Origin of the sequence: Lentzea sp. NPDC059081 (assembly GCF_042738015.1) — a bacterium.
Classification (GTDB): Bacteria; Actinomycetota; Actinomycetes; order Mycobacteriales; family Pseudonocardiaceae; genus Lentzea.
Map to the genome: position 1 here is coordinate 307,738 of NZ_JBHYGW010000006.1, position 25,337 is coordinate 333,074.

Below are 25,337 nucleotides of genomic sequence, written 5' to 3' on the forward strand. Positions count from 1 at the left end.
CAGACAGGACGAGCGAGGGCGATCACGCCCGCGGGTCGCCCAGCGGGTTCAGCAGGTCGGCCTTGCCCTCGAACGCGAACAGCAGCAGGTCGACCATGCGGAACGTGCTGGAGTCCGGTCCGAGCGTCGGCCGCCAGTACGGCGAGCGCACGATCGAGATCCGGCTGCCCTCCATCGCGCGGTGGAAGACCTCCGCGGTGAGCCGGCCGCCGACGGCGCCCAGGCGCCCGCCGCCGATCTCGGCCTCGCGCAGGACGTAGAACCACAGCGGCGTCGCGGCCACGAGCTGGGCCCGCTGCTCCTCGGTCAGGCCCTCGACGACGGCGCCCCCGTCGCCGGTCAGGATCTGCTCGGCGGTCAGCGGTTCGGCGCGGAACAGCTCCGCGAGCTGCTGGCCGGTGGCGAGCTCCATCATCGACGCCCTGGTGAGGTTGCGGAACGCGAGGTTGCGCTCGATCTCCCGGAACGTCGTGCCGCGCCCGCCGAACGTGCCGGCCGGCAGCTGCGTCAACGGGTCGACCAGCAGCGTGTCGATCCGCTTGGTGACGTTGCCGCCGCCGATCTCCGCCGGTGCCACCAGGTCCTCGCGGTCGGCCTCGGTGAAGTCGTAGAGCCGGCGGAAGTCCGCGATCCAGTTGCTGGGCAACGTGAACAGCGGGCCCCGGTTGACGTCGTCGAGGTCGCCGGGCGTCGTCGAGCCCGGGTCGAAGTTGCCCGCCACGCCGGTGAACGTGAACAGCGCGAACAACGACGCGATGCCGCCGGGACCGGTCGAGTTGAACACGCGGTTCCACTGGTAGGCGCCGCGGACCTGGCTGTGCCCGAACCGGTACGAGGCGACCGAGAACTCGATGGGCATGGTCGGCGAGTCGTCCCGGCCGTACCGCCGTCCCGGCACCTCGAAGAACCTGCGGCCGTGGGTGAAGACGTCCTCCACGACCGCCGGGTCGACCACGCGCGGCAGGAAGTCGGTCCTCAGCATCCACTGGTAGTGCCGCACCACGAGCTCCCTGGCGGCGCGGAACAGCCGCTCCCCCGTGAGACCGGTGAGCGCGAGCTCGTCGACCACGCGGTTGTGGAAGCGGATGAACGCGAGGTGCGTCTGCGCCACCACGAGGTTCTCGTCGTTGCGGTGGTCGGGGATCAACGGAAGCCTGCGGTCCGCGGCCGTGCCCGCCGTCCCGCCGCGGCGCGGCAGGTCGAAGCCCTCGAACGGGACGTTGGTGCCCTCGTCCGGGAACGGCACGGGCGTCGTGGTGCCCGTCTTCAGCTTCACGCCGTCCTCGGCGTAGAAGACCTGGTCGTCCTTGTCGCGCGGACCGCGGCCGTAGACCGAGTCCAGGTCCAGCGCGGGTGACCTGCCCTGCAGCAGCTCGTCGAGGTTGACGTCCTGGCCGAGCTGCGTGTCGGTGCGGTCCATCGTCAGGTCGTGGTCGACGAACTGGCCGAGGTAAGTGAACCCCGCCGGGACGCCAGGGGCGTCGGGCTGGGCGACGTTCGCGGTGATCGCGGTGGCGAGGGCCACGCGCGTCTCCTCGTCCGTCCTCGGCCCCTTCGGCCCCAGCCGCGAGAACCGGAACCTGCGCAGCTCCTCCGCGGTGGAGGGCGGACGCGTGACGGCCTCTCCCCCGCCGTCGAACTCCAGGACTCCCTCGCCCACGACGAAGAAACTGTCGCGCACGTGCCTCTTCATTCATTCCCCCTGTTTTTTCACGGTGTTCCAGGTGGCTGTTCTCCCCAACAAGCACCTGCCCCACCGCCAGTCTCCGGACGGACGAAAATACCGTCGAAGCTTTTGCCGAGGACCAAAACATCGTCACCCGGCGGATACCGGAACCAGGGAAATATTCCTGAGAACGCGGAACGAGACGATCTCATCGAATCAGATCTCGAATTCACGCGACACCCCCGGAAGATCCCTGACGGGCGACGGCGATCGGATGGTTTCACGCGTTCGCCGAGCGGGTACCGCTACGAGATGCTCGAAGTCACGGTGACCCGGTCGTCACCTGCCTCCACCCTGGTCACCGTCTCAGGTGAACTGGCCGGCTCCGGATCGGAAAGACTGCTCGCCCGTCTCGACCGCCTCCTCGACAACGGCCACCGCTACGTGGTGCTCGACCTGACAGCGGTGACCTTCTGCGACTCCAGCGGCGTGAGCGCTCTCGTGCGCGGCCACGCCCGTGCCTCCGCCGCGGCCGGCGGCCTGCGCCTGTCCGCCGCGTCGCCCCAGGTGACGAAGGTCCTCGAGATCTCCGGCCTCGCCAGGATGCTCGGCCTCAAGTCCACAATGGACACGATCACACCGTGACGACGAGCTTGCCGGTGGTGTGCTCCCGCAGGAAGTCGGTGCACGCCCGCGGCCCCTCGTCGAGGGTGTAGCGGCGGCTGATCGTCGCGGGCAGCGCACCACCGGCCGCCAGCTCGGCCACCTCGCGCATGCCGCCGAGCGCGCCGTCGAGGTCCAGCACGAACTCCAGCCCGATGTCGTCGCGAACCCGCTCGGGCGGCGGGAAGGTGATCGTGAGCAGCCTGCCGCCCGGACGGACAGCTCCGGCGATCCCCGCGAGCCGGTCCCCCGGCAGCACGAGGTTGAACGCCAGGTCGACACCCTCCGGATGGACGTCCGCATATCCCACGGTCTCCGCCGCACCGAGATCGCGCAGCAGCGCCTCGTCCGCGGCGGTGGCCGTCGCGACGACGTGCATGCCGGCGGCCGCGAGCAACGGGACGAGCGCCGTTCCGACGCCACCCGTCGCCCCCACCACCAGCGCCGTCTCCCCCGCTTTCGGTCGCGCCGTCACGAGCAGCGCCCGTGCCGTCAGACCGGTCGTGGCCAGTGCGGCGGCGTCCGTCGCGCTCAGACCGGGCGGACGGTGCGTCAGCAACGGCGTGTCCGCCTCGAACACCGCGTACTCGGCCAGCGATCCGGTGCTCAGCGACGGCCTGGTCGCCCCTGCCATCGCCCGCAGCGCGCGCGGCACGGCCTGGCCGAAGATCTCGTCCCCCACCGCGAACGCCGTCACACCGGCGCCGACCTCCGTGACCGTGCCCGCGAAGTCGTTGCCGGGCACGTGCGGGAACTCCAGCGCCACGCTGTCCCGATAAGCCCCGCCCGGCAGCACGACGTCGGCCGGGTTGATCGACGCGGCGGCGATCCTGACCTGGAGCTGTCCCGGCCCCGGACGCGGCACCGGCACGTCCGCCACCTCGTAGTCCTCCGGCGGGCCGTAGCTCGTCGCGACCACTGCCTTCATGTTTCCCCCACTAAACGGACCGACTGGTCACCTTAGCCTGCACGAAACGGACCGCGCGGTCAACTTGTTAGGGTGACGAGGTGTCACTGCGTGCCGACGCCGTCCGGAACCGCGAGCTGCTGCTGGCCGCGGCGGTCGAGGAGTTCGCCCGGCAGGGCGTGGACGCGCCGATCTCCGCGATCGCGCGCAGGGCGGGGCTGGGGAAGGGCACGGTGTTCCGCCACTTCCCCACCAAGGACGACCTGGTCGCCGCCATCGTGCTGGACCGCGTCACCAGGCTGACCGCGCTGGCCGGCGACCTGCTCGGCGCGGCGGACGCGGGCGCCGCGGTGCTGGAGTTCCTGCGGTACGCGGCACGGCAACGGCAGCAGCTCGACCTGTCGTTCCTGTCCGGCGACCTGGGGCCGGAGGTGGCCGACGCGCAGGAGCACATGGCGCGGGCCATCGCCGCGCTGGTCGACCGCGCACGGGCAGAAGGCGCGCTGCGGCACGACATCACCGGCACCGACGTGATGCTGCTGATGTGCGTGCCCAACGACGTGGTGAAGCACGTCCCGGACGCGCCGCCGGACCTGTGGGAGCGCTATCTCGCGATCCTGTTCGACGGTCTGCGCCCGGAAGGCGCGCACCCGCTACCGCACGCGGTCACCTAGCGCAGACGCCGCGCATGGCCTCGGCCAACGCGTCCTCGTGCAGGCGGTCGAGGCGGTTGAGCACCACCGCGGACCGTTCCGCGACCGTCGCCTGGATCTCGCACCTCACCGTGGGGCGGCGCAGCTGTGCGGTGTCCTTGAGCTCGGCCAGGATGTCCGTGGTCAGGCGGTCGAGAACGGGACGGACCTCGGTGGCGAGGTCGGGCCTGTGCGCGGGGACTTCCTCGGGGTGCTCGGTCCACCGCGCGTAGAGGCCGCGCTGCACGAGCTTGTTCGCCTCGATCTGGGCGCGGAAGAACCGCGCGGCGTTCTCGGGGTCGATGGCCAGCTCGACGGCCTTGGTGCGCACGGTGTCGAGCACCTGCTGCTCGCGGACGGGGTCGTCGATGGGCTGGGTCGTCCCGAACTTGGCCGCCGCCACCAGGTCGGCCACCTGGACGCGCTGGACGGCGAGGCCGGTGAGCTCGCCCAGCGGGCCGACGGGGGTGAGGGACGCGGCGAGGGTCAGGGCGACCGCGAAGAGCTTCATGATCTCCAAAGTGCCATGATGGCGGGGTGGAGTCCACGCGCATCGACCGCTGGCTGTGGGCGGTCCGGCTGACGAAGACCCGCCCGGACGCGGCGCAGGCGTGCCGCGGCGGTCACGTGCGCATCAACGACAAGCCGGCGAAGCCCTCCACCACCGTCGTGCCCGGCGACCAGGTCCGCGCCCGCGTCGGCGACAAGACGAAGATCGTCGAGGTCGTGCGGGTGATCCAGAAGCGGGTCGGCGCGGCGGACGCGGCCACGTGCTTCATCGACCGCACTCCCCCGCCCCCGCCGGACATCCCGATCGCGCGGCGGGACCGCGGCGCCGGGCGTCCGACGAAGCGGGAACGGCGCGTGCTGGACCAGTTCCGGTCACAGAACTAGGTCAGCCAGCTCCGTCAGCGACTTCCCGAGCGGCAGGTCGACCCGCAGCGACGCGCACGGGTCGCCCCGCGTCTCGCCGCGGTTGATGATCACGACCGGCAGCCCGGCCTCGGCCGCCCGGCGCACGAACCTCAGCCCGGACATGACGGTCAGCGACGAGCCGAGGACCAGCAACGAGCGTGCGTTGTCGACGAGCGAGTAGCACTGCTCGACGCGCGGCCGTGGCACGTTCTCGCCGAAGAACACAACGTCCGGCTTCAGCACGCCACCGCACTCCACGCACGGGACGAGGGTGAAGCCGCGCACCTGCTCCTCCGGCAGGAACACGTCGCCGTCGGGGTTGATCTCGTCGGTGGTGGCGGCGAAGTCCGGGTTTGCCTCGCGCAGCCGGTGGTCCAGCTCGATGCGCGGCGACAACAGCCTGCACGACAGGCAGATCACGCGGTCGAGGCCGCCGTGCAGCTCGACGACGTCCGCCGAGCCCGCGGCCTGGTGCAGGCCGTCGACGTTCTGCGTGATGACGCCGGAGAGCTTCGGCGACAGCCTGGCGACGGCGTGGTGACCCGCGTTGGGGTGCGCACGGGCGATGGTGCGCCAGCCGACGTGGCTGCGCGCCCAGTAACGCCGGCGGCCGGCCTCGCTGGTGGTGAACTCGTCGTAGGTCATGGGCGTGTGCTTGCGCAGCGACCCGCCCTCACCGCGGTAGTCGGGGATGCCGGACTCCGTGGAGAGGCCGGCGCCGCTGAGCACCAGCACCCCGCCCTCGGTGACGATCGGCACGACGTCGGCCAGGGTGGAGGTGCGCGGCAGCGACGGGCCTGGGTTCGACCAGGTCAGGGTGGGCCTTGTTCGCACTTCACCAGCTTACGTACCACTGGCGAATCTCGGCCTCCGCTGCCGCGACGTTGCCGTTCGACGGGGCCGTGACCAGCGCGAACTGCCGTCCGGAGCCACCGTGGAGCAATAGCGTGGAGCCCACGACCGACGACGGCACCGAGCTGACCACCAGCGGCGACCGCAACGGCTCCGGCAGGTGCAGCTCGGTCGGCGCGTCGCCGCCGTTCGAGTCCCACACGAGCACGGCGAACGGCGCCGACCCGACGAGCGCGCGGACGTTCGGCAGCGGGATCTGCTGCCAGGTCTGGTAGGCGCGGTCCTCGTAGGTGAATGCGAGCGTGGTGCCCGCGACGGCCTGCGGGTAGACCCGGTCGACCAGCGCGCGGTCGACGGTGAGCACCGGGGCGCCGGACGCGTCGAGCTTCACGGCCGAGAAGTGCTCGTCGTTCATGGCGTCGCCGTCGGTCTTGACCTTGTCCGGGTTGTCGTTCATCAGCTCGTGGTGACGGCCGTAGTTGATGTCCCAGTGCCACTGGCTGCCGGAGACCACCGTGCCGCGCGGCGCGGACCACCAGCGCGCACCCGGCGCGGCCGAGTCGAGGCCCTGGTAGATCGCCTTGAGCACGGACGGCGTCTTGTCGGAGGTGAAGCCGGAGACCGGGTGCCCGAACTCCGACACGATCGCGGTGGTGCCGAGTGCCGCGGCGCGCTGGCGGATCGTGCCGAACGCCTGCGTGTACTGGCCGTCCGCCGCCTTGCCCGGCATCAGGATCCCGGACTGCGCCTTGCCGTCGTAGAAGTGCGCGTTGAACACGAACCGCTCCCCGAGCGACGGCACCAGCGCGAGGCCGCCGGGTTCGGCGAAGAAGTCGACGTTTTGGTTCCAGAACACCAAAGGTTCTACGAACGCGGGCTTCGCTGCCCAGCCCGCCTCGTCCATCTCCGCCCGGAACCGCTGGTAGAACGGCATCAGCAGATCGCGTTCCCACTGCTGCGACGTCTGGCCGCTGTCGTACTTGCCCGCGTAGGGCTCGTTGAGCGGGTCGACGCCGACCACGAGCTTGAACTCGTTGGCAGGCAGCGCTTCCCGCACGTGCTTCAACGCCTCGCCGGCCGCGTTGACGAACGACTCCCGCACCCCGTTCCGGTCGTGCCAGAAGTCGTAGGTGGCGGCGGTGACGGCGTTGTTGTTCTTCATGTTCTGTCCCCAGTGCACGCAGATCCCGCACGACTCCTTGGGATATCCGCTCGCGGCCCACGCGGGCGCGCCGTCACCGGTGTACCAGCTGTCCTTGTTGAACAGGTGGCGTGAATAGAGGTCCTGGTGGAAGTCGAGGTAGACGCGGATTCCCACGTCCGTGAACGCGCGCAGCTGCGCGGTGACGCCGTCGAGGTAGCCGTGGTCGATCTGGCCCCGCTGCGGTTCTATCCACGCCCACGTCAGCAGGAACCGCACGGCGTTCGCACCGGTGAGCTGCTTCATCGCCTGCGCCGACCTGCGCGCGTCGGCGACGGTCGCGAACGGCAGGCCGCGGTTCTCCGCCAGTTTGGCCGTGCCGGAGACGTTGAAGCCGCGCAGCACCACCTCGCGGCCGTGCTCGTCGCGGAACACCCCTCCGGACACCCTCAGCTCGGTGCCGTCGAAGTCCGCTCTCGCCGGGGTGACCACCAGGGAGAACAGGAACAGGACCGTCAGGAGAACCGCTCGCCGCATCGCCGCCGCCTCTGGGAACGTGAACGAGATTCACGTCAAACGCTAGCGGGTGCGGGCGGCTCGCGGATAGGGTGCGAAGAGGGGGTTTCGGATGACGGAGCTGATCAACCGCGACGACGTCGAGGTGCTGGAGCACACCGTCGCCGACGAGCTCGACGCGATGCGCGAGGCGTGGGACTGGTTCGAGAACCTCGTGGGTCTCCAGGGGCGCAAGATGTTCGCGCGCGTCGACGAGACGGCGGGCACCTACACCGTGTGCACGCCCCGCAAGCCCGGCGACTCGTTCTCGCTCACCGTCGGGGTGCTACCCGGCGGGTGGTACCGGCGCACGGTGCTGGAGGGCGACCCGCCCGCGTTGTACGGGCGGATCGGCCCCGCGATGGAGGAGCTGAAGGCCTCGGCGCCCTGGGACTCCTCGCGGCCGCTGGTCGAGTTCTACCGGCGGCACACCGTGATCGAGCTGTGGGTGCCGGTCAGCTGAACGTCGCCGCCACCAGCTCCGCGGTCTGCGCGAGCAACGGCTCGTCGGCCGCACCGGTCGGCTCGCTCTCCCGCGTCGACAGCACGGCGATCACGATCGGCGCGCGGTCCGGCGGGAACGCGATGCCGACGTCGTTGGTCGTGCCGTACTGACCGGTGCCGGTCTTGTCGCCCCATCCCCACGCCGCCGGCAGGCCCGCGCGGACCCGCTTGCCGCCGGTCGTGTTGGCCAGCAGCCACTTCGTGAGCTGCTCGGCGTCCGGGCGGTTGAGCGCGTGGCCCAGCGTGAGGCGGGCGTAGCTCTGGCCGATGGCGCGCGGCGACGTCGTGTCGGTCGTGCGGCCGGGCTCGGCCGAGTTCAGCTCCGGCTCCCAGCGGTCGAGGCGCGTCACCGGGTCGCCGATGGAGCGGCTGAAGCGGCTGATCGCGGTGGGGCCGCCCAGTTCGCGCAGCAGCAGGTTCGCGGCGCAGTTGTCGCTGTAGGTGATGGTCGCCTCGCACAGCGCCGAGACGGTCATGCCGTTCGCGAGGTTCTCCGGCTTGCCGGTGACCGGGCCGTGGCCCGACTTGTCGACGTCGGCCTGCGTGTAGGTGATCACCTTGCGCAGCAACGACCCGTCGGTGTCGCGGCGCAGGATCGCGGCCGCGGCGATGGTCTTGAACGTGGAGCACATCGGGAAGAGCTCGTCGGCCCGGTGCAGCACCGTGCGGCCGGTGCCGGTGTCGGTCGCGAACACGCCGAGGCGCGCGTTGTGCTGCCGTTCGAGCTCGCGCAGCCTGCCGGTCACCGGCGAGGCCTGAGCCTGGGACGGCACCGCCACGGCGAGCGCCGCTCCGGCACCCAGAGCCAGCACCGCACGTCGGTTGAAACTCAACGTCCTGCCCCCTTCATGTGAAACCTCTCCACATGCCAGGACGCGCGGGAGATCAACTGGTTGCCGAAACGAGACGCCTCAGTGCACCCGGCGCCAGCACGCGAGGAAGGTCAGCGCGGCCAGCAACGACCCGGCCGAGGCGAACGAGCCGGCACCGAGGTAGATCACCCACTCGTCGGCGTCCAGACCCTCCTGTGCCAACGGGAAGACCCACAGCACCAGCCCCAGCGCGAGGATCGCGGCCGCGGCGAGCGACCAGAACACCACCAGCACCACGCGGCCGACCCGGCGCGGTCCGTCGTAGTGCCGCAGTGATCCTCTCCTTTGCAGCCACCAGGAAGCGAGCGCCGCGATCGCGAGCGCGATGCCGTCGGCGGCGAGGGTGTCGCTGAGCCGGTGCCACTTCGCGGTCAGCGTGTACTGGCCGATCGCCGTCGCCCACGGCAGCACGAAGAACAGCAGCACGCCGCGCCACTTCCACGGCACCACGATGACCGCGGCGAACAGCACGGTCATCGCGATCGTCGTGTGTCCACTCGGGAGGCTGTTGTGGCCGTAGTCGCCGGTGATCTCGACGAGCGCGGGCCGCGGCAGGATGAACCGCTTGAGCGCCTGCACGACGAGCTGGCCGGCGACGATCACGCCGACCGCGGCGATCGTGAGGTCCCAGCGCTTCCTCAGCACGCCGACGAGCGCCACGGCGACGACCGCGGCCGCGAGCGAGTAGACCGTGATCTGGCCGAGCGCGGTCCAGGCGGCGTCCGTCTCGGACACGTTGTCCTGGTCGGCGCCGCGCAACGCCGCGTTCTCGATGGTCTGGCCCGCTTTCGTGAGCACCGCGAGCACGTACACGGCCGCAGCGAAGACGAACCCCGCCGCCGCGACCACGGGCCACCGTCGAAAGTTCACCCCGGCAAGTCTGCCGCCGTTCGGCCTAACGCGCAGAACGAAGATCGATTCGGTCCAGCACGGCGGTGACCGCGAGGTCCACGGTGGACTCGAACTCGGCCTCGCGGTCGAACTCGGCGAGGTGGGCCGCCGTCGCCACCACGGCGGGCAGCCCGGACGCCGCCAGCACCTCACGCCGCGCCCCGTCGTCGCCACCGAACGCCGGAGCCGCCGACACCTCGCGCAGCAGCGTGCCGATCAACGTCGCGATCAGCATCCGCAGCAGGCGAACGGCCTGGTCCGGCGCCGCCCCCGCCCGGAGCAGCACCGCCAGCACCGCGTCCACCGGTTTCAGCCCCTCCAGCGACGACAGCTGACGCGTGAGCACGAGCGGCGCGGCGGCGGGGTGGGCCAGCGCGCGGTCCCGGAACGCCACCGCGATCGCACGGAGGTCTGCACGGGGATCGCCGGTGGGAGCCGGCAGCACCAGACCGCCCAGCAGCTGCTCGGTGACGGCGTCGAGCAGGCCGTCCTTGCCGTCGACGTGGTTGTAGAGGCTCTTCGCGTCCACGCCGAGGTCCCGCGCGACGGAACGCATGCCCACGCCGGCCACGCCCTCGGCGTCGATCACCCGCAGCGTCGCCGCGACGATCGACTCGCGGGACAGCAGCGGGGTGCGCGGGCGGCCGCGGCGAGCTTCGGTCATCCCACCATTGTGCCTTGCGAATGCCCACGGTGTGGGTTTAATCTTGCCCTCAATAACCCACACTGTGGGTATATTGGAGGATGATGATGCGGTTCCCGTGGGGAACGACCGACGCGGCCGACCTGCCGACGATCGGGACCGAGATCGACACGCTGGGCGGCATCTTCACGGCCGAGGGCGGACCGGGTGCCCGGCTGCGGGTGGCCCGCGAGCGCGGTGAGGCGTTCCGGCGGGAGTTCGCCACGACCGGGACACCGGACGGCATCGTCACGCGTGACCTGGTGACGCTGCCCTACCCGACCCGGTTCGGGCTGTTCAGGGCGTCGCGGGCGATCGCGCCGTTCCTGTCGATCACCAACCGGATGCTGGTGGTCCGGTGGCACGAGGGCGACCGCGAGCGTGTGCTGCTGTTCGAGCCGAGCGACCACGAGTACGGCCGGTACACGCCGTACTTCGAGGACCTCTCCGGCCGCACCCCCGACGTCGTCGAGCGCCGCATGGTCAAGACCCACGGCACCGTGCCCGGCCACCTGGAACAGCTCGGGATCACCCCGGACCAGGTCGACTACCTGATGTTCGACCACCTGCACACCCAGGACCTGCGGCGGTGGATCGGCACGTCGGCCACGAAGCCGTTCTTCCCGCGCGCCAAGGTGATCGTGCAACGCGACGAGCTGGCCGCGATGGCCGAGCTGCACCCGTTGCAGAAGCCCTGGTACCAGCCGGGGACCTACGCGGACGTGCCGGCGGAGGCGTTCCTGCCGATCGACGGCTCGGTCGTGCTCGGTCCCGGTGTCGCCGTGGTCAAGACGCCCGGTCACGTGTTCGGCAACCAGAGCCTCGTGGTCAACACCTCCACCGGCATCTGGGTGAGCAGCGAGAACGTCATCGCCGCCGAGGCGCTGACGCCGGAGCACTCGAAGCTGCCCGGTCTTGCCTCCTGGTCGCGGCGGTGGCAGCAGGAGGTGGTGCTCAACGCGAACACCGTCGAGACCACCGCGGACCAGTACAACTCGATCGTGCTGGAGAAGACGCTCGCCGACCGCAGCCAGGCCGACCCGCGGTTCCTGCAGTTCTTCCCGTCCAGCGAGCTCACCGGCGCGTGGACGAACCCCGGCACCACGCCGACGTTCACCCACGGCCAGATCGTCCACTGAGGAGTGTCGATGTCATCCCGTTTCGTCCTGCCGTCCGAGGAAGTCCTGCGGGCGCGGGAAAAGCTCGTGCTCGACCACTTCGCCGACGAGGTGGCGCACGACTGGGACGCCACGCTGTCGACGTTCCCGCACCCGCACTACGAGGTCATCGCGCAGATGGTCGTGCACGACGGCGACGCGGCGGTGCGGCAGTACTACACCGACACGCGGGTGGCGTTCCCCGACCAGCACCACGAGCTGATCTCGTTCCGGCACAGCGTGGACGCCGTGATCGTGGAGTTCTGGCTGATCGGCACGCACCTCGGCCCGTTGGGCAAGATCCCGGCGACCGGTGGCACGCACCGCACGCGGATGAACGCGTACTTCATCTTCGACGAGAACGAGAACCTCGTCACCGAGCGGATCTACTTCGACCAGCTCTCGGTGCTCAAGCAGGTGATCGGCGGGATCGACAGCAAGAAGCCGAGCGGGGTCGCGAAGCTGCTGCAGGTGCTGCGCGGGATGCTCGCGATGTCGGGCAGTGAGCCTGACGCCCGGCTGACCCGCACGACCCCTCCGTCCCTGGACGACTAAAGCCGGATGAGCTTGCGTTCCACGGCGGTCGTCACGGCCGCCGTGCGCGTCTCCACCCCGAGCTTCGCGAAGATCCGCACCAGGTGCGTCTTCACGGTCGCCTCGCTGATGAACAGCGCCTTGGCGATCTCGCGGTTCGACAGGCCGCGCGCGAGGTGCTCGAGGATCTGCACCTCGCGCTTGCTGAGCTTCGGCGCCGGGCCGCGGACCTGGCGCAGCAGCCGTTGGGCGATGTCCGGCGACAGCACGGTCTGGCCGGTCGAGGCCGTGCGCACCGCGTCCGCCAGTTCCTCCGGCGCGCAGTCCTTGAGCAGGTAACCGATCGCGCCCGCCTCGACCGCGCGCACGATGTCGGCGTCCGAGTCGTACGTCGTCAGCACCACGACCTGGGGCGGGTCGGCGAGCGCCCGGATGCGGCGGGTGGCCTCCACGCCGTCGATCCCCTTGCCCAGCTGGAGATCCATCAGCACGACGTCCACAGTGGACGCCTTCGTCACGGACTCCTCACCCGTCGCCGCCTCCACCACCTCGAAGGCGCGCGACAGCAACCCCACCAGTCCGAACCGGACCACCGGGTGGTCGTCCACCACCAGCACCCTCACGGCGTCGGCACCGTCACGGCCACGGCGGTTCCCTCCCCCGGCGCGCTCTCCACGGACACCGTGCCGCCGAGCTCGGCGATGCGCCCGCGGATCGACGCCAGCCCGTAGCCGCGCCCGTCCGCGCTCCGCACGGCCGCCGGGTCGAAGCCGAGTCCGTCGTCCACGACGTCGAGTGTCACCGCGTCTCCCAAGTACGACAACGTGATCGCGACCCGCGAGGCCGCGGCGTGCTCGGACGCGTTCGCCACGGCACCCTGCGCGACCCGCAGCAGCGCCACCTCGGTCTGCACGCTCAACGGGTACGGCTCGCCGTCCACCTCGACGTGCGGGCACAACCGGTGCAGCGCGTCGACCAGCGTGCCGCGGATCGGCGACAGGTCGCGGACGAACCGCCGCGCCTCCGCGAGGTTCTCCTTCGCGACCTCGGCGGCCCGCGTGGTCTCCCCCAGCTCCAGCAGCAGGTTGATGCTGGAGAACCCCTGGGCGAGGGTGTCGTGGATCTCGCGCGCGAGCCGTTGGCGTTCCTCCAGCACCCCGGCCTCGTGCAGCAGCCGCGCCCGGTCGAAGAACACCGCCGCCGTCAGCACCGCCACCCCCACCGGCCCGAGCACCAGCGACCAGTCGAACGTCGTGGCCAGCCGGATCTGCGCCAGCACCACGGCCGCCGTGAGCACCGCCGCGATCGGCAAGGCCACCCGCGGCCGGAGCTGCCGCAGGCACTGGAAGAACAACGGGATCGCGCACCACCCGAAGCTGGGCGCGAGCCACACCAGCACCAGCCACACGGCCAGCACGACCGGCAACGCCCGCGTCCACCGCACGCTCGCGGGGTAGCCGAGCCCCAGCGCGAGCGCGAGACCGAGCACGACGAGATCGGCGCCGTGGTACGCGACGTACCGCGCCGCCGACGCCGTCAACAGCACGTAGAAGCCCGCGTGCATCGCCCGGTGCAGCCACACGACGGCGACTGTAGGCGACCACCCCGGTCCCGCGGGTCAACCGATGGGTTGAACCCGGGTTCAACCGTCACCACCATGGAAAAGGTCTCTGACCAGCGCAGTCTTGTGGCCATGGACCTCAAGAAGATCGCAGTCGCCACCCTCGTCGTGCTCAGCATCGGCGGTGGCTACGCCGCGGCGGACCAGCGCACCCCCACCCGCACCGAGAAGGTGCTGACCATCGACGCCGCCCTCAAGGCCGCCCAGACCGCGCTCGACGCGGCGGAGAACGAGAACCAGCGCGTCACGGTGGCCGTCGTGGACCGCAGCGGCGACCTGGTGGTGCTGCTGGCGGGCGACGGCGCAGGCCCGCAGACGGAGGAGTCGGCCCGGCGCAAGGCCTTCACCGCCGTCTCGTTCAACGCGCCGACCTCGGAGCTGGCCGGCCGCGTCACGGGCCAGGGCGCGACGCTGCGGGACATCCCGGGCACGCTGTTCCTGGGCGGCGGGGTGCCGGTGGCGGTCGACGGCACGTCGGTGGCGGGCATCGGGGTGGGCGGGGCGCCCAGCGGTGACCTGGACGAGAAGTACGCGAAGGCGGGTCTCGCGACCCTGCGGTGACGCCCGGACCGGCGCCCGTCAGCGGCGCCGGTCGGTCGCGTTCCAGCCCGGCGGGATCCGGTCCGTGGCCTCGGGGTCGACGGAGTGCCGGGCGACGTGGCGTCCCGGCTTCGGCTTCTTCGCCATCAGCATCACGACCACGGCGACGATCAGCCCCACCGTGGCGAGTCCCGCGGCGACGGCGCGCGCGGCCGGGTGGTCGAGGATCAGCGTGCAGATGGTCAGGGCGAGCACGAGCGCCGCGATCGGGCCGATGACGGCGATGTCCGAGCGCTCCTCCCGCACGGCGGCGGGCTCGGCCGGTGCGGCCGGAACGACCTGCGGCCGGTACGCCGGGGCCGGTGCTGCCGGGGCCTGGACCTCGATCGTCTCGAAGTTCCCGCGCCGTTCATAGGGCGGGGGCCGTAAGCCGGGAGGGACCGTCACCCTGGCCATGCTGCCCGAGATGGGCGCGTCGCCGCAAACCTCGCGATTCCCATCTGCTACGTGTTCCCCTGGTGGTGCCGGGTTCGAGGAGGTCGTCATGTGCCGGTGGCTCGCTTATTCCGGTTCGCCGGTGTTGCTGGAGGAGCTCCTCTACGCACCGGAGAACTCGCTCGTCATGCAGTCCAAGCACGCCCGCCTCGGTGCGACGGCGGTGAACGGGGACGGGTTCGGCATCGGCTGGTACGGCAACGCCGCGACGCCCGGCCTGTTCCTGAGCACCGAGCCGGCGTGGAACGACCGCAACCTGCGCGAGCTGTCGGCGCAGATCACCGTCGACCGGGTGTTCGCGCACGTCAGGGCGTCGACGGGCGGGGCGGTGCAGCGGTCGAACTGCCACCCGTTCCGCCACGGCAGCTGGTTGTGGATGCACAACGGGCTGATCGCCAGGTTCCCCCTGGTGCGGCGCGAGCTGATGCTGGCGATCGACCCCGAGCTGTTCCCGCTGGTCGAGGGCTCGACGGACTCCGAGATCATGTTCTACCTGGCCGTCAGCTTCGGCCTGGAGCAGGACCCGCCGGCCGCCGTCGCGCGCATGGTCGGGTTCGTCGAGGACGTCGGCCGCCGCGCGGGCGTCGAGTACCCCGTGCAGATGACCGTCGCGGTCACCGACGGCTCGACGACCTGGGCGTTCCGCTACTCGAGCCGCGGCAAGTCGCGCACGCTGTTCCACAGCACCGACGTCACGACGCTGCGCCGCCAGTACCCGGACAACCCCGCGCTGCACGACCTGACCGACGACTCGCGGCTGATCGTGTCCGAGCCGCTCGGCGACCTGGTCGGGGCGTGGCAGGAGGTGCCGGAGTCGACGTGCGTCGTCGTGCGGACGGGGGTCGAGGAGGAGCTGCTGCCGTTCAAGCCCTGAGCGGGGGTGTCAGCCGGGGAACGCCCGGTGCAGCACCACCCAGACCTCGCCGGGCCGTTCCACCGCGCCGGGGAACCAGCGGGGAGCGATCGCCTCGGCCAGCTCGTCGGCGCGGTCGAGCAGCGTGCTGACGGCCGGCTCGCCGACGACGACCACCGCCGACCAGTCGACGTGCGCCAGCAGGAAGTCCTGCGGCACGCCGAACCGCCGTTCGAGCACGGTCATCAGCTCGTGCCCGGTGTCCGGGCCGGCGTCGACCTGGCTCACGTCCGGCACCTCGACGGACTCCCGCAACTCGGCGATCTCCCGCACTTCCTCGCGGACCCGCTCCTCGTGCTCCCGCTGCTCGGACCACACGTGCTTGCCGAGCGAGTAGATCTTCGACGTGAGGTCGTCCGCCTGCTCCTCGGTGAGGATCAGCGTGACCGAGCGTCCGTCGGTGAGCGTGAACGTCAGCTCCGCCTCCGGCACCCCGCCTGATCCCGGCATGGCGTCGACGTTCCCGGCCACCTCGCCGCCCAACGCGTGCTCGGCGTGGGTCTCGGCGCCCATGTGGAACGACGGCAGGTTCGCGGCCATGTCGACGACGAGCCGGGCGGCGGTGAAGAACGCCTCCTTGTCGCGGAACTCCGTGCGGCTGCTGGTGAGCGTGCGCCCGATGCCGGTGGGCTCCACCCGCGCCTCGACCGAGCCCGCCGCTCCGTCCCACCGCGCGTGCACGGTGACGCCGTTGGCCAGCCGCTTGCGGTAGTGCTCGTGGCGGCCGTCGCGGCTCAGTTCCCAGCCGGCGACCGGTTCCTCGTCGGACAACAGCGATCCCTCCCTCGGTATCGGGGTTCGACGTGCGCGAGCGGAAGATCGTTCCGGTGCGGGCATAGGATCGGACGCGTGTTCGTGAAGCTGTGTGGTCTGCGCACCGAGTCCGATGTCGCCGTCGCGGTCGAGACCGGGGCCGATGCCGTGGGGTTCGTGCTCACCGCCAGCCCTCGCCAGATCGACGCCGACCTCGCCCGTACGCTCGTCGCGGCCGTGCCGGACCACGTGCTGACCGTCGCCGTCGTGCGGGGCATCTCGGCCGCCGAAGCCGGCGAGCTGGCGTTGAAGACCGGCGTGCGCGCGTTGCAGCTGCACGGCGACTACCCGAAGGAAGCGTTCGACGAGCTGGCCGGTCTGCCGTTCCAGCTGGTCAGGGCCACCGCACTCGGACCGGCGACCGACGTGCGCACCGGCGCGTTCGGCGAGGAGCTGCTGCTGATCGACTCGCCGGTCGCCGGGTCGGGCGAGCAGTGGGACATCTCGCGCCTCGACGAGAACCGCCCGTCCGGCCGGTGGGTGCTGGCCGGCGGGCTGGCCCCGGAGACGGTGGCCGGGGCGATCGGCGTCGCGCGGCCGTGGGGCGTGGATGTGTCGAGCGGCATCGAGTCGAGCCGCGGCGTGAAGGACCACGCCCGCATGCGCGAGTTCGTCGCCGCAGCCCGCCAGGCCCCGCAGGTCACGTGACGATCTGCAGGAAACCCTTGGGAGAGCCGTGGATGCGGCCGCACTGCGTCAGTGCGAGCACGCCGTGCCCCTCGACGTCGCCCTCGAAGTACGTGGGGTCGACCGACAGCTCCTTCGCGACGTCCGTGGCCCAGATGTCCTCCAGGTCGTCGTTCTCGTCGCTCCAGTCGTGCGGCAGGCCCCAGCCCTCCTCGACCTCGAGCTCGCCGAACTGGTCCTCGTCCTTGAACGCGTCGTAGTAGCGCAGGACCTCGCCCTTCTCCGCGATGCACCAGGCGGTCCAGCCGTCGCCGCAGCTCATGCCGTAGTAGTGCGCCTCGCCGAACACCGCGCTGAGCACCGCGCAGATCTCCGGCACCGACCGGGTCCCGTGCGCGAACGGCTCGCCGAACACCAGCGTCCAGCCGTCCCACGCGCCCGTGACGTAGACCCTGGCGCAGTCGACGTGCTCGTCGTCCTTCGCCCACGCGTGGTGGTCGTTGTTCCAGGCTTGGGCGCCGAGGACCTTGGTCACCGGCGTCGGGTCCTGCAGCCCGCAGACACCGAGCACGGCGGCCTGGTCGTCGGTCTTGAGCGCGTACCAGCCGCCGCAGAGGTGCATCTCGTCGGTCTCGTACGCCTCGTCGGCGATCTTGGTGCGGATGAACCGCTCGACGACCCCGCGGTCCTCCGGCGAGAACGCGTCCGGGCCCGCGACCTCCGCGATCCCGGCCAGTGCCGCCCTGCGCACCGCACCCTTGGCCGTGCGGCGCGTCTCCTGCAGCAGCGGCAGCACGTCCGGTCCCATCGTGCCGAACGCCCACAGCGCTTCCCTGCGCACGTAGAAGTTCTCGTCGGCCAGCACGGGCAGCAAAGCGCGGGCGTGCAGGAGCGCGTGCTCGCCGCGGAACATGCTCGCGGCCTCGCGGCGGACGGTCTCGTGCGGGTGCGCGAGCGCCTCGACGTAGATCTCGTCGCCGGCCTTGAGCAACGAGAACACCCGGCACGCCTGCCGCACGACCTGGCCGTCCTCCGAGGTCGCCATCAGATCGACGATCTGCCCGAACGTCGTGATCCCCTGCGCCGACGCGAACTCCTGCGCCTCCTGCTTGAAGCGGTCGTCGTCCATGCGGTCGAGCAGTGCCCGGATTTCCATGGCGCGGCACCTTAGCGGGTCGTCCCAAGTGGACTTCCGGTTCCTCCGGATGGCGCAGACCTTGACTCACAGCGGCCTACCGGCCACGCTGCGAACCGTGACGAGCCTGGCTGATCAGCACGTCAAACCCGCGGTGCGCTGGGGCATCGGCCACGCGCTGCCGCGCACGGTGCTGCGGCTGGCCGCACGCCGCGGCGACCTGCAGGGCCGCATCACGGTCGAGGCCTCCACCGGCGCCGACCTGACCGGCCTGTTCGACGAGATCCGCTCCCGCGGGCCGCTCGCCGCCACGCAGGTCGGCCACACCACGACCCGCCACGAGGTCGTCAGGGCGGTGCTGTCCGACGACGCGTTCGTGACGGCCAGGCCGCGGTTCGGCGCCGGCCTGCTCGGCAAGCTCGCCGCGTGGTCCGACACGGACGTGATGCACCCCGTCCGCCCGCCGTCGCTGCTGGCCGTCGAACCGCCCTCGCACACCCGCTACCGCAAGCTGGTCACCCGCGTGTTCACCGCCCGCGCCGTCGACCAGCTCCGCACCCGCACCCAGGAGATCGCCGACGAGCTGCTCGACGGCCTCGACCCGGCGAGTCCCGTCGACCTCGTCGAGGCGTACTGCGGCTTGCTGCCGGTGACGGTGATCAGCGAGATCCTCGGCGTGCCACCGGAAGAACGCGCGACCGTGCTGGCCATCGGCGCGGCGGCGGCGCCCAGCCTGGACCTCGGCCTGTCGTGGCGCGTGTTCCGGACCGTCGAGACGACCCTGAACACCTTCGACGCCTGGCTGAGCCACCACCTGGACACGTTGCGCCGCAACCCCGGCGACAACCTGCTCAGCCGCCTGATCACCGCCCGCGAGGACGGCGAGGGCCTCACCGAACGCGAGCTGAAGGCCACCGCGGGCCTCGTGCTGGCGGCCGGTTTCGAGACGACCGTGAACCTCCTCGGCAACGGCATCTCCCTGCTGGCCGGGCATCCCGAGCAGTTGGACGCCGTCCGCACCCGGCCGGAGCTGTGGAGCAACGCCGTCGACGAGGTCCTGCGCTTCGACCCACCGGTCCTGCTGACCGGCCGGATGTGCGCGCGGGACACGACGGTCGCCGGCATCCCGGTCCGCCGCGGCCAGCTCGTCACCACCGTGCTCGCGGGCGCCAACCGCGACCCGGACGTCTTCGAGAACCCCCTCCGCTTCGACGTCACCCGCACGAACGCACGCGACCACGTCTCGTTCGGCGCGGGCCGCCACTACTGCCTGGGCGCGCAGCTCGCGCGCATGGAGGGCGAGATCGGCCTGCGCACGATCTTCGAGCGTTTCCCGCGACTCCAGCCGTTGCCCGGTGCCCGCCGCCGCCCGACCCGCATCCTGCGCGGCTTCGAGAGCCTGCCGACGGCGCTGTCCTGACCAGAAGTGCTCTGACGTGCGACGTGAGCCGATCGGGGCATTTCTGCGAGGAAGCGTCCCGAATCCGGTTTGACCTCCTCCACTACAAGCAACGGGCCCCTGCACCCGCGCACCACGCGCGGGCATCGCCCGCTAGGGAGTGTTGGAGGAACAGTGTTTCTGCGTTCACGTTCACGCCTGCGCACCGCGGCCATCGCCGCGGTCGTGGGCGCCGGCGTCCTGACGGCGGCATCCCCCGCTGCCGCGGCGCCTCTCGCGGGCACACGCGCGTACCTCGTCATCACGGCACCGGGCGCCACGGCCGGAGCCGCTGAGGCGATCGCGAGCAACAACGGCACGGTGTGGACCACTTACGACGCGATCGGCGTCATCGTCGCGCACGCGAGCACTACCGACTTCGCGACCAACATGCGCGCCGTCAGTGGCGTGCAGAAGGTCGGTGCCACCCGCACCAGCGACATCCCCTCCGAGGCGGCGAACCCGCCGATCCCGGCCGCACCCTCGCAGGCGACGCCGGCGACGACCGAGCCGGTGCGCACGGACATGTCGCAGATCGGCGCCGACCGGGCGTGGGCCGTCAACCCGGGCTCGTCGAGCGTGACCGTCGGTGTCCTCGACACGGGCGTCGACGACCTGCACGACGACCTCAAGGACAACTTCGACGCGGCCAACTCCGCGTCGTGCGCCTACGGAAAGCTCGACACTCGCACGGGCTCGTGGCGGGACACGGACACGCACGGCACGCACGTCGCCGGCACGATCGCGGCCGCCAAGAACGGTCGTGGCGTGGTCGGTGTCGCTCCCGGCGTGAAGATCGCCTCGGTGCGCATCGCGGAGAAGCCGACCGGGTTGTTCTTCCCCGAGAACACCATCTGCGCCATGGTCTTCGCCGGTGACCGCGGCTTCGAGGTGACCAACAACAGCTACTACACCGACCCGTGGCTGTTCAACTGCCCCGACAACGCCGACCAGGACGCGATCCTGGAGGGCACCAAGCGGGCCGTGGCGTACGCGGAGGGCAAGGGCGTCCTCACGGTCGCGGCGGCGGGCAACGAGAACTACAACCTCGCGAGCAAGACGCGCGACACCACCAGCCCGAACGACTCGACGCCGGTGCAGCGGAACATCACCAACGACTGCCTGAGCGTGCCGACCGAGATGTCCGGGGTCGTCAGCGTCTCGGCGATCACCACCGCGAACGGCAAGTCGTCGTACTCCAACTACGGCACCGACAAGGTCCACGTCGCGGCGCCCGGTGACAGCGTCTACTCCACGGTCCCCGGCGGCCGCTACGGCTCCAAGTCCGGCACGTCGATGGCCTCCCCGCACGTCGCGGGCGTGGCGGCGCTGCTCAAGTCGGCCAACCCCGGGGCCACCCCGGCGCAGCTCCGCGCGCTGCTCGCGACCCAGGCGGACGACCTGAGCTGCACCGACAGCAGGTGCAGCGGCACCACGGCCAAGAACAACTTCTTCGGCGAGGGCCGCGTCGACGCGTTCGAGGCGGTCGACACCGGCACCCAGCCTCCCGGCGGCGGCTCGTTCGAGAACAGCGCCGACGTCGCGATCCCGGACGCGGGCGCGGCCGTGACCAGCCCGATCACCGTCTCCGGCATCAGCGGCAACGCGCCGTCGACGTTGAAGGTCGACGTCGCGATCCCGCACACCTACCGCGGTGACCTGGTCGTCGACCTGGTCGCCCCGGACGGGTCGGTCTACCGGTTGAAGGGGTCGAGCGGCAGCGACTCGGCCGACAACGTGATCGCGACCTACACCGTCAACGCCTCCAGCGAGGTCGCGAACGGCACCTGGCAGCTGCGGGTCCAGGACGTCGCACGACAGGACACCGGCTTCATCGACTCGTGGAAGCTCACTTTCTGACCGGCATTCGGACGAAAGTCGCCCTTTCCGGCTAACTCAGGTCCCCACCAGCAGCGATAGCAGTGACGTGGAACCCGACCTGTGGTCGACGGCCGCCCAGGCTCTCGACGAGCACGAGCACGACCTCGTTCTGGCCCGGCTGGCGGGTGCCGTCGTCCAGCCTGGCCAGACCGCGCGCCTCGCGAGGGGCGAGCGGGACGTCGTGTTCCTGCTGCCGGACCGGCTCGTGCTCGTGCGGCCCGACCCGTTCTGGACGGGCTCCTACGAGCGGACCGCGATCATGCGCATCATGCTCGCCGCCGGGCACGTGCAGTTCGACGTGACCGGCGGCGACAGCGTCGAGTTCTGGATCGACACCGACCTCTCGCCCGCCGAGCCGTTCATCGAGCAGGCGCAGACGTGGCTCACGCCGAAGAAGAGCTCGTCGGGCGGCGCGGTCATCGCGTTCGGCCTCGCCATCTTCGTGGCGCTGCTCTTCGTCTTCGGGCCGATGGACCTCATGCCGCAGGACGACCGGCTGACCGTCCGGTCGAGCTGCAGCGACTTCCTGCGGGCGGGCGGGGACGAGCAGGTCGAGCTGCTGCGGCGGCTCTTCGGGCAGGTGGGCAGGCCGGACGAGGCGGAGAAGCCGATCACGCTCGACGCCTCGCGCAGGCACTGCGGCGAGCACGGGTCGTCGACGCTCGACTCGCTCGTCACCGGCAAATGAGACTTACAGTGCAGACATGTTCGACACGCGCCAGCTCGAGGTCTTCGCGACCGTCGCGAGGACCGGCTCCTTCAGCGCGGCCGCGCGGGCGTTGCACTGCAGCCAGCCGGCCGTGAGCCAGCAGATGCGCGCGTTGGAACGGCAGGTGGGCGGGCCGTTGTTCGTGCGCACGGGCCGTGGCCTGCACCTCACCGAGGCCGGGCGGATCCTCGCGGAACGCGGGTCGGACCTGCTCGACCGGCTGGCGTCGACGCACCAGCAGGTCAGCGCGATCGCCACGCACGACATCGGCACCATCCGGATCTGCGCGTTCCCCAGCGCCAACGTCGCGCTCGTGCCCGCGGCGGCCGCGATCCTCGCCCAGGAACGCCCCAGCCTCCGCCTGGAACTGGTCGAGCAGGAGCCGCCAGACTCGTTCTCCCTGCTCAGGAGCGGCGAGGTCGACCTGGTGATCAGCTTCAGCTACCAGGACGAACCGCAGGACGAGACCGCCGTCAACGGGATGCTGCGGGTGCCGTTGCTGCGTGAACCGCTGGCGTTGCTCGTTCCGGTGGGCCACCGGCTCGCCGGTCGTGGTCGAGTCTCACTCGCGGACGCCGCCGAGGAACGCTGGATCGCCGGTTGTGTCCGGTGCCAGCGCGCGGTGCACCTGGCGTGCTCGGCGGCCGGGTTCGTCCCCGACATCACCTGCTCCACGGACGACAACCTGGCGATCCAGAGCCTCGTCACCGCCGGGCTGGGCGTGGCGCTCGTGCCGCGGCTGCTGCTGTCGTTCCTGCAGCACCCCGGCCTGACGGCGGTCGACGTGGAGTCGTCGGCGGAACGGCTGACGGCCCTCTACACGTGGCCGGACCTGATCAAGCTGCCGATCATGCGGGCCACCGTGGACGCGCTCATCTCCGCGTCGGCCGCCAAGGCATAAGCCCGCCTTATACGGCCCCAAGCAATGTCCATCTACTGCGAATAGGCCGCCGCCCCCACCGTGATGGTCATGGGGATCACCAGGGCCACTCCGCGCACGTCCGACTCGGTGGTGCCCGGACTCGCCCTGGTCGCCGGCGGTGTCGCGATCGCGGTCGTCGTCTCGTTCCTGCTGCCCTCGGTCAGCGCGCTGACCGTCGCGGTACTGCTCGGCGCGGTGGTCGCCAACGTCGTGACGCTGCCGCCGTCGACGACTCCCGGCATCAAGCTGGCCGGACGCCGGCTGCTGCGGCTCGGTGTGGTGCTGCTCGGGCTGAAGCTGGTCGTCCAGGACGTCCTCAAGCTCGGCTACGAGATCCTGGCGCTCGCGGTCGTGGCCGTGGTGGTGACGTTCGTCGTGACGCGGTGGCTCGGCCGGGTGCTCGGGGTGAGCGAGGGCCTGTCGTTGCTGATCGCCACCGGGTTCTCGATCTGCGGCGCGTCCGCGGTCGCCGCGATGAACAGCGTGCGCGAGCAGGACGAGGAGGACGTGGCCAAGGCGCTCGGGCTGGTCACGCTCTTCGGCACGATCGCGATGTTCAGCCTGCCCGCGCTCTACCCGCTCACCAGCCTCACGTCCACGCAGTACGGCGTGTGGGCGGGCGGGAGCGTGCACGAGGTCGCCCAGGTCGTGGCCGCTGCCGGACCGGTCACCGGCGCGCTGGCCATCGCCGTGGCGGTGAAGCTGACGCGAGTGGTGCTGCTCGCGCCGATGCTCGCCGCGGTGAGCTTCGCCGAACGGCTCAAGTACCCGTCCACGGGCCAACGTCCGCCTCTCGTGCCGTTGTTCGTCCTCGGATTCCTCGCGATGGCGGCGGTGCGTGCGACCGGTCTGCTGCCCGACGTCGTGCTGACGACGGCGACGTTCGTGGACAACGTGCTGCTGGCGGCGGGCATGTTCGCCCTCGGCACGGCGGTGCGCCTGCGGTCCCTGCTGCGTTCCGGCCCGGCGGTGTTGCTGCTGGGCCTGCTCTCCACGGTGCTGATCGTCGTCCTGGTGCTGACGGGAACGGTGCTGATCAGCTGACCCTCGAAGGAGGACCCCGCTCATGACGCACAGCCTGCTCTCCCCCACGGCCACGCTTCTGGTGGGCTCGCTCCGGGCCGCGATCGCGCGCGGCGGTGACGACGAGGCCGTCGCCGCACGGGTGTCGCGGACGCTCGCCGGCCACCTGACCGACCCGTTCCTGCTGAGCGCGGCGCAACGGGAGCCGGATCCGAACGCCTACCGCCAGCACGTCCTGCACGTCGAACCCGACGGCAGCTTCTCCGTCGTCGGGCTGGTCTGGTTGCCCGGCCAGGAAACCTGCATCCACGACCACGTGTCGTGGTGCGTCGTCGGCACGTACGTCGGCGAGGAAGAAGAGACCACCTACGCGCTGCGCGGCGGCCGGCTGATCCCGTTGCGCGTCAACAAGACCCCGGAAGGCGTGGCGTCCCACCTCGTGCCTCCGGGGGACATCCACAAGGTGTGCAACAACTCCAGCTCGGTGGCGATCTCGATCCACGTCTACGGCGCGGACATCGGCGTGCTGGGCACCAGCATCCGGCGGCGCTACACCCAGCCCGTCAGGGCTTGGTGATCCCCCGTTCGACCGCGCGGCAGGCGAAGTCGACGAGCTGGGCCGGCTTGACCTTGTTGATCCGCGCGCCCTGCAGCAGCAGGTCGTCGGCGAGGCCGATCAGCGTGTCCCACACCCAGTGCGGCAGCGCCGGGTCGTCGACCAGCTCCTGCCCCGACTGCTCGGCGGTCTCGCGCAACGCCGTCGCGAGCGCGCGGAGCGTCTTGCGGTAGTCCTGCGCGGACCCGGCGACCTCCTTGCCCCGGCGGCCGCCGGAGAGCACCTTGGCCTCCCACTGCGCCGCCGACCGCCCGAACCGCCGCCAGAAGTCGGTGACCAGCGGCTGGACCTCCTTGAGCACCCCGACGACGCCGAGACCCCGGTCGACCGACGCGAGCGCGCGTTGCAGCTCGTCGTGACGCCGTTCCATCAGCGCCGCGAACACGTCCTCCTTGCCGGAGAAGTACTGGTACACGGTGCCGGAGCTGACGCCCGCGCCCACCGCGATCGCGCGCATGGTCAGGCCCGCGTAGCCCTGCTCCTCCAGGATCAGCTCGGCCGACGACAGGATGTCCCGCCGCCTGCCCTCCGCGTCGCCCCACGCCGTCTGCTCGGTGCTCACCTCACCAGCTT

29 protein-coding genes are annotated in these 25,337 nt (G+C 71.0%); 15 read left to right on the top strand and 14 right to left on the bottom strand.

Annotated features, from left to right (window positions below; translation table 11 throughout):
* Positions 1-22: 22 nt before the first annotated feature.
* Entirely contained in the window at positions 23-1,693 is a 1,671-nt protein-coding gene (locus ACFWV3_RS16855; RefSeq protein WP_382412159.1) for a heme peroxidase family protein, read from the bottom strand.
* Positions 1,694-1,978: 285 nt separating this feature from the next.
* Here ACFWV3_RS16855 and ACFWV3_RS16860 point away from each other — a divergent pair, with 285 nt between their 5' ends.
* Entirely contained in the window at positions 1,979-2,311 is a 333-nt protein-coding gene (locus ACFWV3_RS16860; protein WP_382412161.1) for an STAS domain-containing protein, read from the top strand.
* Here ACFWV3_RS16860 and ACFWV3_RS16865 read toward each other — a convergent pair.
* Entirely contained in the window at positions 2,301-3,257 is a 957-nt protein-coding gene (locus tag ACFWV3_RS16865) for an NADP-dependent oxidoreductase (RefSeq protein ID WP_382412162.1), read from the bottom strand. The genes ACFWV3_RS16860 and ACFWV3_RS16865 overlap by 11 nt on opposite strands.
* Before the next feature lie 80 nt (positions 3,258-3,337).
* Here ACFWV3_RS16865 and ACFWV3_RS16870 point away from each other — a divergent pair, with 80 nt between their 5' ends.
* The gene (locus tag ACFWV3_RS16870; RefSeq protein ID WP_382412164.1) at positions 3,338-3,910 is read left to right on the top strand and encodes a TetR/AcrR family transcriptional regulator; all 573 of its coding nucleotides are present in this window, start codon (positions 3,338-3,340) and stop codon (positions 3,908-3,910) included.
* On the opposite strand, the gene ACFWV3_RS16875 is transcribed toward ACFWV3_RS16870, so the two are convergent.
* The gene (locus tag ACFWV3_RS16875) at positions 3,903-4,439 is read right to left on the bottom strand and encodes a chorismate mutase (protein WP_382412165.1); all 537 of its coding nucleotides are present in this window, start codon (positions 4,437-4,439) and stop codon (positions 3,903-3,905) included. The genes ACFWV3_RS16870 and ACFWV3_RS16875 overlap by 8 nt on opposite strands.
* A gap of 26 nt (positions 4,440-4,465) precedes the next feature.
* On the opposite strand from ACFWV3_RS16875, the gene ACFWV3_RS16880 reads away from it, so the two are divergent.
* Complete coding sequence (locus ACFWV3_RS16880) at positions 4,466-4,822, top strand: RNA-binding S4 domain-containing protein (RefSeq protein ID WP_382412166.1); 357 nt, start codon at positions 4,466-4,468, stop codon at positions 4,820-4,822.
* Here ACFWV3_RS16880 and ACFWV3_RS16885 read toward each other — a convergent pair.
* The gene (locus ACFWV3_RS16885; RefSeq protein ID WP_382412167.1) at positions 4,811-5,677 is read right to left on the bottom strand and encodes an NAD-dependent protein deacetylase; all 867 of its coding nucleotides are present in this window, start codon (positions 5,675-5,677) and stop codon (positions 4,811-4,813) included. The two genes, ACFWV3_RS16880 and ACFWV3_RS16885, sit on opposite strands and share 12 nt — an antisense overlap.
* A 1-nt stretch (position 5,678) precedes the next feature.
* Complete coding sequence (locus tag ACFWV3_RS16890; protein WP_382412169.1) at positions 5,679-7,373, bottom strand: cellulase family glycosylhydrolase; 1,695 nt, start codon at positions 7,371-7,373, stop codon at positions 5,679-5,681.
* A 91-nt stretch (positions 7,374-7,464) separates the two neighbouring features.
* Between ACFWV3_RS16890 and ACFWV3_RS16895 the strand changes: the two genes are divergently transcribed.
* Positions 7,465-7,854 carry a hypothetical protein gene (locus ACFWV3_RS16895; protein WP_382412170.1) on the top strand — a complete coding sequence of 130 codons (390 nt, stop codon included), beginning with the start codon at positions 7,465-7,467 and terminating at the stop codon, positions 7,852-7,854.
* On the opposite strand, the gene bla is transcribed toward ACFWV3_RS16895, so the two are convergent.
* The 3 genes from bla to ACFWV3_RS16910 all read right to left on the bottom strand — a co-directional run bounded on the left by bla (position 7,847) and on the right by ACFWV3_RS16910 (position 10,322).
* A complete protein-coding gene (gene bla / locus ACFWV3_RS16900) occupies positions 7,847-8,728 on the bottom strand; it encodes a class A beta-lactamase (RefSeq protein ID WP_382412171.1) in 882 nt (293 codons plus the stop codon). The two genes, ACFWV3_RS16895 and bla, sit on opposite strands and share 8 nt — an antisense overlap.
* A gap of 78 nt (positions 8,729-8,806) precedes the next feature.
* The gene (locus tag ACFWV3_RS16905; RefSeq protein ID WP_382412174.1) at positions 8,807-9,637 is read right to left on the bottom strand and encodes a phosphatase PAP2 family protein; all 831 of its coding nucleotides are present in this window, start codon (positions 9,635-9,637) and stop codon (positions 8,807-8,809) included.
* A 25-nt stretch (positions 9,638-9,662) separates the two neighbouring features.
* A complete protein-coding gene (locus tag ACFWV3_RS16910) occupies positions 9,663-10,322 on the bottom strand; it encodes a TetR/AcrR family transcriptional regulator (RefSeq protein WP_382412175.1) in 660 nt (219 codons plus the stop codon).
* A gap of 80 nt (positions 10,323-10,402) precedes the next feature.
* Between ACFWV3_RS16910 and ACFWV3_RS16915 the strand changes: the two genes are divergently transcribed.
* The gene (locus tag ACFWV3_RS16915; RefSeq protein ID WP_382412176.1) at positions 10,403-11,479 is read left to right on the top strand and encodes a hypothetical protein; all 1,077 of its coding nucleotides are present in this window, start codon (positions 10,403-10,405) and stop codon (positions 11,477-11,479) included.
* Positions 11,480-11,488: 9 nt separating this feature from the next.
* Positions 11,489-12,052 carry an ester cyclase gene (locus ACFWV3_RS16920; RefSeq protein WP_382412177.1) on the top strand — a complete coding sequence of 188 codons (564 nt, stop codon included), beginning with the start codon at positions 11,489-11,491 and terminating at the stop codon, positions 12,050-12,052.
* Here the strand turns inward: ACFWV3_RS16920 and ACFWV3_RS16925 are convergent.
* The gene (locus tag ACFWV3_RS16925) at positions 12,049-12,654 is read right to left on the bottom strand and encodes a response regulator (protein ID WP_382412178.1); all 606 of its coding nucleotides are present in this window, start codon (positions 12,652-12,654) and stop codon (positions 12,049-12,051) included. The two genes, ACFWV3_RS16920 and ACFWV3_RS16925, sit on opposite strands and share 4 nt — an antisense overlap.
* Positions 12,651-13,613 carry a sensor histidine kinase gene (locus ACFWV3_RS16930; RefSeq protein ID WP_382412179.1) on the bottom strand — a complete coding sequence of 321 codons (963 nt, stop codon included), beginning with the start codon at positions 13,611-13,613 and terminating at the stop codon, positions 12,651-12,653. The genes ACFWV3_RS16925 and ACFWV3_RS16930 overlap by 4 nt, the downstream gene beginning before the upstream one ends.
* 75 nt (positions 13,614-13,688) lie before the next feature.
* Here ACFWV3_RS16930 and ACFWV3_RS16935 point away from each other — a divergent pair, with 75 nt between their 5' ends.
* Positions 13,689-14,213 carry a heme-binding protein gene (locus ACFWV3_RS16935; RefSeq protein ID WP_382412180.1) on the top strand — a complete coding sequence of 175 codons (525 nt, stop codon included), beginning with the start codon at positions 13,689-13,691 and terminating at the stop codon, positions 14,211-14,213.
* Between the two features lie 18 nt (positions 14,214-14,231).
* Here ACFWV3_RS16935 and ACFWV3_RS16940 read toward each other — a convergent pair whose 3' ends face one another.
* Positions 14,232-14,639: a hypothetical protein gene (locus tag ACFWV3_RS16940; protein WP_382412181.1), complete on the bottom strand. Its 408-nt coding sequence runs from the start codon at positions 14,637-14,639 to the stop codon at positions 14,232-14,234.
* A gap of 97 nt (positions 14,640-14,736) precedes the next feature.
* On the opposite strand from ACFWV3_RS16940, the gene ACFWV3_RS16945 reads away from it, so the two are divergent.
* Positions 14,737-15,561 (top strand): class II glutamine amidotransferase, encoded by an 825-nt coding sequence (locus ACFWV3_RS16945; RefSeq protein ID WP_382412183.1) that lies wholly within the window; start codon positions 14,737-14,739, stop codon positions 15,559-15,561.
* 9 nt (positions 15,562-15,570) lie between these two features.
* Here ACFWV3_RS16945 and ACFWV3_RS16950 read toward each other — a convergent pair whose 3' ends face one another.
* Positions 15,571-16,371 (bottom strand): hypothetical protein, encoded by an 801-nt coding sequence (locus tag ACFWV3_RS16950; protein ID WP_382412184.1) that lies wholly within the window; start codon positions 16,369-16,371, stop codon positions 15,571-15,573.
* A gap of 78 nt (positions 16,372-16,449) precedes the next feature.
* On the opposite strand from ACFWV3_RS16950, the gene ACFWV3_RS16955 reads away from it, so the two are divergent.
* On the top strand, positions 16,450-17,061 hold the full coding sequence (locus ACFWV3_RS16955) for a phosphoribosylanthranilate isomerase (protein WP_382412186.1): 612 nt from the start codon (positions 16,450-16,452) through the stop codon (positions 17,059-17,061).
* On the opposite strand, the gene ACFWV3_RS16960 is transcribed toward ACFWV3_RS16955, so the two are convergent.
* Positions 17,054-18,196: a HEAT repeat domain-containing protein gene (locus ACFWV3_RS16960; RefSeq protein ID WP_382412187.1), complete on the bottom strand. Its 1,143-nt coding sequence runs from the start codon at positions 18,194-18,196 to the stop codon at positions 17,054-17,056. The genes ACFWV3_RS16955 and ACFWV3_RS16960 overlap by 8 nt on opposite strands.
* Positions 18,197-18,245: 49 nt before the next feature.
* On the opposite strand from ACFWV3_RS16960, the gene ACFWV3_RS16965 reads away from it, so the two are divergent.
* The 6 genes from ACFWV3_RS16965 to ACFWV3_RS16990 all read left to right on the top strand — a co-directional run bounded on the left by ACFWV3_RS16965 (position 18,246) and on the right by ACFWV3_RS16990 (position 24,725).
* Positions 18,246-19,595 carry a cytochrome P450 gene (locus tag ACFWV3_RS16965; RefSeq protein ID WP_382412188.1) on the top strand — a complete coding sequence of 450 codons (1,350 nt, stop codon included), beginning with the start codon at positions 18,246-18,248 and terminating at the stop codon, positions 19,593-19,595.
* A gap of 153 nt (positions 19,596-19,748) precedes the next feature.
* Positions 19,749-21,473, top strand: coding sequence for a S8 family serine peptidase (locus tag ACFWV3_RS16970; RefSeq protein ID WP_382412189.1), 1,725 nt, complete (start codon positions 19,749-19,751; stop codon positions 21,471-21,473).
* A 67-nt stretch (positions 21,474-21,540) separates the two neighbouring features.
* Positions 21,541-22,182, top strand: coding sequence for a hypothetical protein (locus tag ACFWV3_RS16975; protein WP_382412191.1), 642 nt, complete (start codon positions 21,541-21,543; stop codon positions 22,180-22,182).
* A 16-nt stretch (positions 22,183-22,198) separates the two neighbouring features.
* Positions 22,199-23,104 (top strand): LysR family transcriptional regulator, encoded by a 906-nt coding sequence (locus tag ACFWV3_RS16980; protein ID WP_382412192.1) that lies wholly within the window; start codon positions 22,199-22,201, stop codon positions 23,102-23,104.
* A 69-nt stretch (positions 23,105-23,173) separates the two neighbouring features.
* Positions 23,174-24,169 (top strand): YeiH family protein, encoded by a 996-nt coding sequence (locus ACFWV3_RS16985; protein WP_382412193.1) that lies wholly within the window; start codon positions 23,174-23,176, stop codon positions 24,167-24,169.
* Between the two features lie 22 nt (positions 24,170-24,191).
* A complete protein-coding gene (locus tag ACFWV3_RS16990; protein WP_382412194.1) occupies positions 24,192-24,725 on the top strand; it encodes a cysteine dioxygenase in 534 nt (177 codons plus the stop codon).
* Here the strand turns inward: ACFWV3_RS16990 and ACFWV3_RS16995 are convergent.
* The gene (locus ACFWV3_RS16995; protein WP_382412195.1) at positions 24,712-25,326 is read right to left on the bottom strand and encodes a TetR/AcrR family transcriptional regulator; all 615 of its coding nucleotides are present in this window, start codon (positions 25,324-25,326) and stop codon (positions 24,712-24,714) included. The two genes, ACFWV3_RS16990 and ACFWV3_RS16995, sit on opposite strands and share 14 nt — an antisense overlap.
* Between the last annotated feature and the right edge of the window lie 11 nt (positions 25,327-25,337).

What these genes read in the sequence shown, in the direction of transcription:
- ACFWV3_RS16855 (WP_382412159.1), bottom strand. Translation starts at nt 1,693, where the DNA reads ATGAAGAGGCACGTGCGCGACAGTTTCTTCGTCGTGGGCGAGGGAGTC.
- ACFWV3_RS16895 (WP_382412170.1), top strand. Translation starts at nt 7,465, where the DNA reads ATGACGGAGCTGATCAACCGCGACGACGTCGAGGTGCTGGAGCACACC.
- ACFWV3_RS16910 (WP_382412175.1), bottom strand. Translation starts at nt 10,322, where the DNA reads ATGACCGAAGCTCGCCGCGGCCGCCCGCGCACCCCGCTGCTGTCCCGC.
- ACFWV3_RS16960 (WP_382412187.1), bottom strand. Translation starts at nt 18,196, where the DNA reads ATGGAAATCCGGGCACTGCTCGACCGCATGGACGACGACCGCTTCAAG.
- ACFWV3_RS16875 (WP_382412165.1), bottom strand. Translation starts at nt 4,439, where the DNA reads ATGAAGCTCTTCGCGGTCGCCCTGACCCTCGCCGCGTCCCTCACCCCC.
- ACFWV3_RS16890 (WP_382412169.1), bottom strand. Translation starts at nt 7,373, where the DNA reads ATGCGGCGAGCGGTTCTCCTGACGGTCCTGTTCCTGTTCTCCCTGGTG.
- ACFWV3_RS16965 (WP_382412188.1), top strand. Translation starts at nt 18,246, where the DNA reads ATGGCGCAGACCTTGACTCACAGCGGCCTACCGGCCACGCTGCGAACC.
- ACFWV3_RS16985 (WP_382412193.1), top strand. Translation starts at nt 23,174, where the DNA reads ATGGGGATCACCAGGGCCACTCCGCGCACGTCCGACTCGGTGGTGCCC.
- ACFWV3_RS16945 (WP_382412183.1), top strand. Translation starts at nt 14,737, where the DNA reads ATGTGCCGGTGGCTCGCTTATTCCGGTTCGCCGGTGTTGCTGGAGGAG.
- ACFWV3_RS16915 (WP_382412176.1), top strand. Translation starts at nt 10,403, where the DNA reads ATGATGATGCGGTTCCCGTGGGGAACGACCGACGCGGCCGACCTGCCG.
- ACFWV3_RS16935 (WP_382412180.1), top strand. Translation starts at nt 13,689, where the DNA reads ATGGAAAAGGTCTCTGACCAGCGCAGTCTTGTGGCCATGGACCTCAAG.
- ACFWV3_RS16865 (WP_382412162.1), bottom strand. Translation starts at nt 3,257, where the DNA reads ATGAAGGCAGTGGTCGCGACGAGCTACGGCCCGCCGGAGGACTACGAG.
- ACFWV3_RS16990 (WP_382412194.1), top strand. Translation starts at nt 24,192, where the DNA reads ATGACGCACAGCCTGCTCTCCCCCACGGCCACGCTTCTGGTGGGCTCG.
- ACFWV3_RS16920 (WP_382412177.1), top strand. Translation starts at nt 11,489, where the DNA reads ATGTCATCCCGTTTCGTCCTGCCGTCCGAGGAAGTCCTGCGGGCGCGG.
- ACFWV3_RS16980 (WP_382412192.1), top strand. Translation starts at nt 22,199, where the DNA reads ATGTTCGACACGCGCCAGCTCGAGGTCTTCGCGACCGTCGCGAGGACC.
- ACFWV3_RS16860 (WP_382412161.1), top strand. Translation starts at nt 1,979, where the DNA reads ATGCTCGAAGTCACGGTGACCCGGTCGTCACCTGCCTCCACCCTGGTC.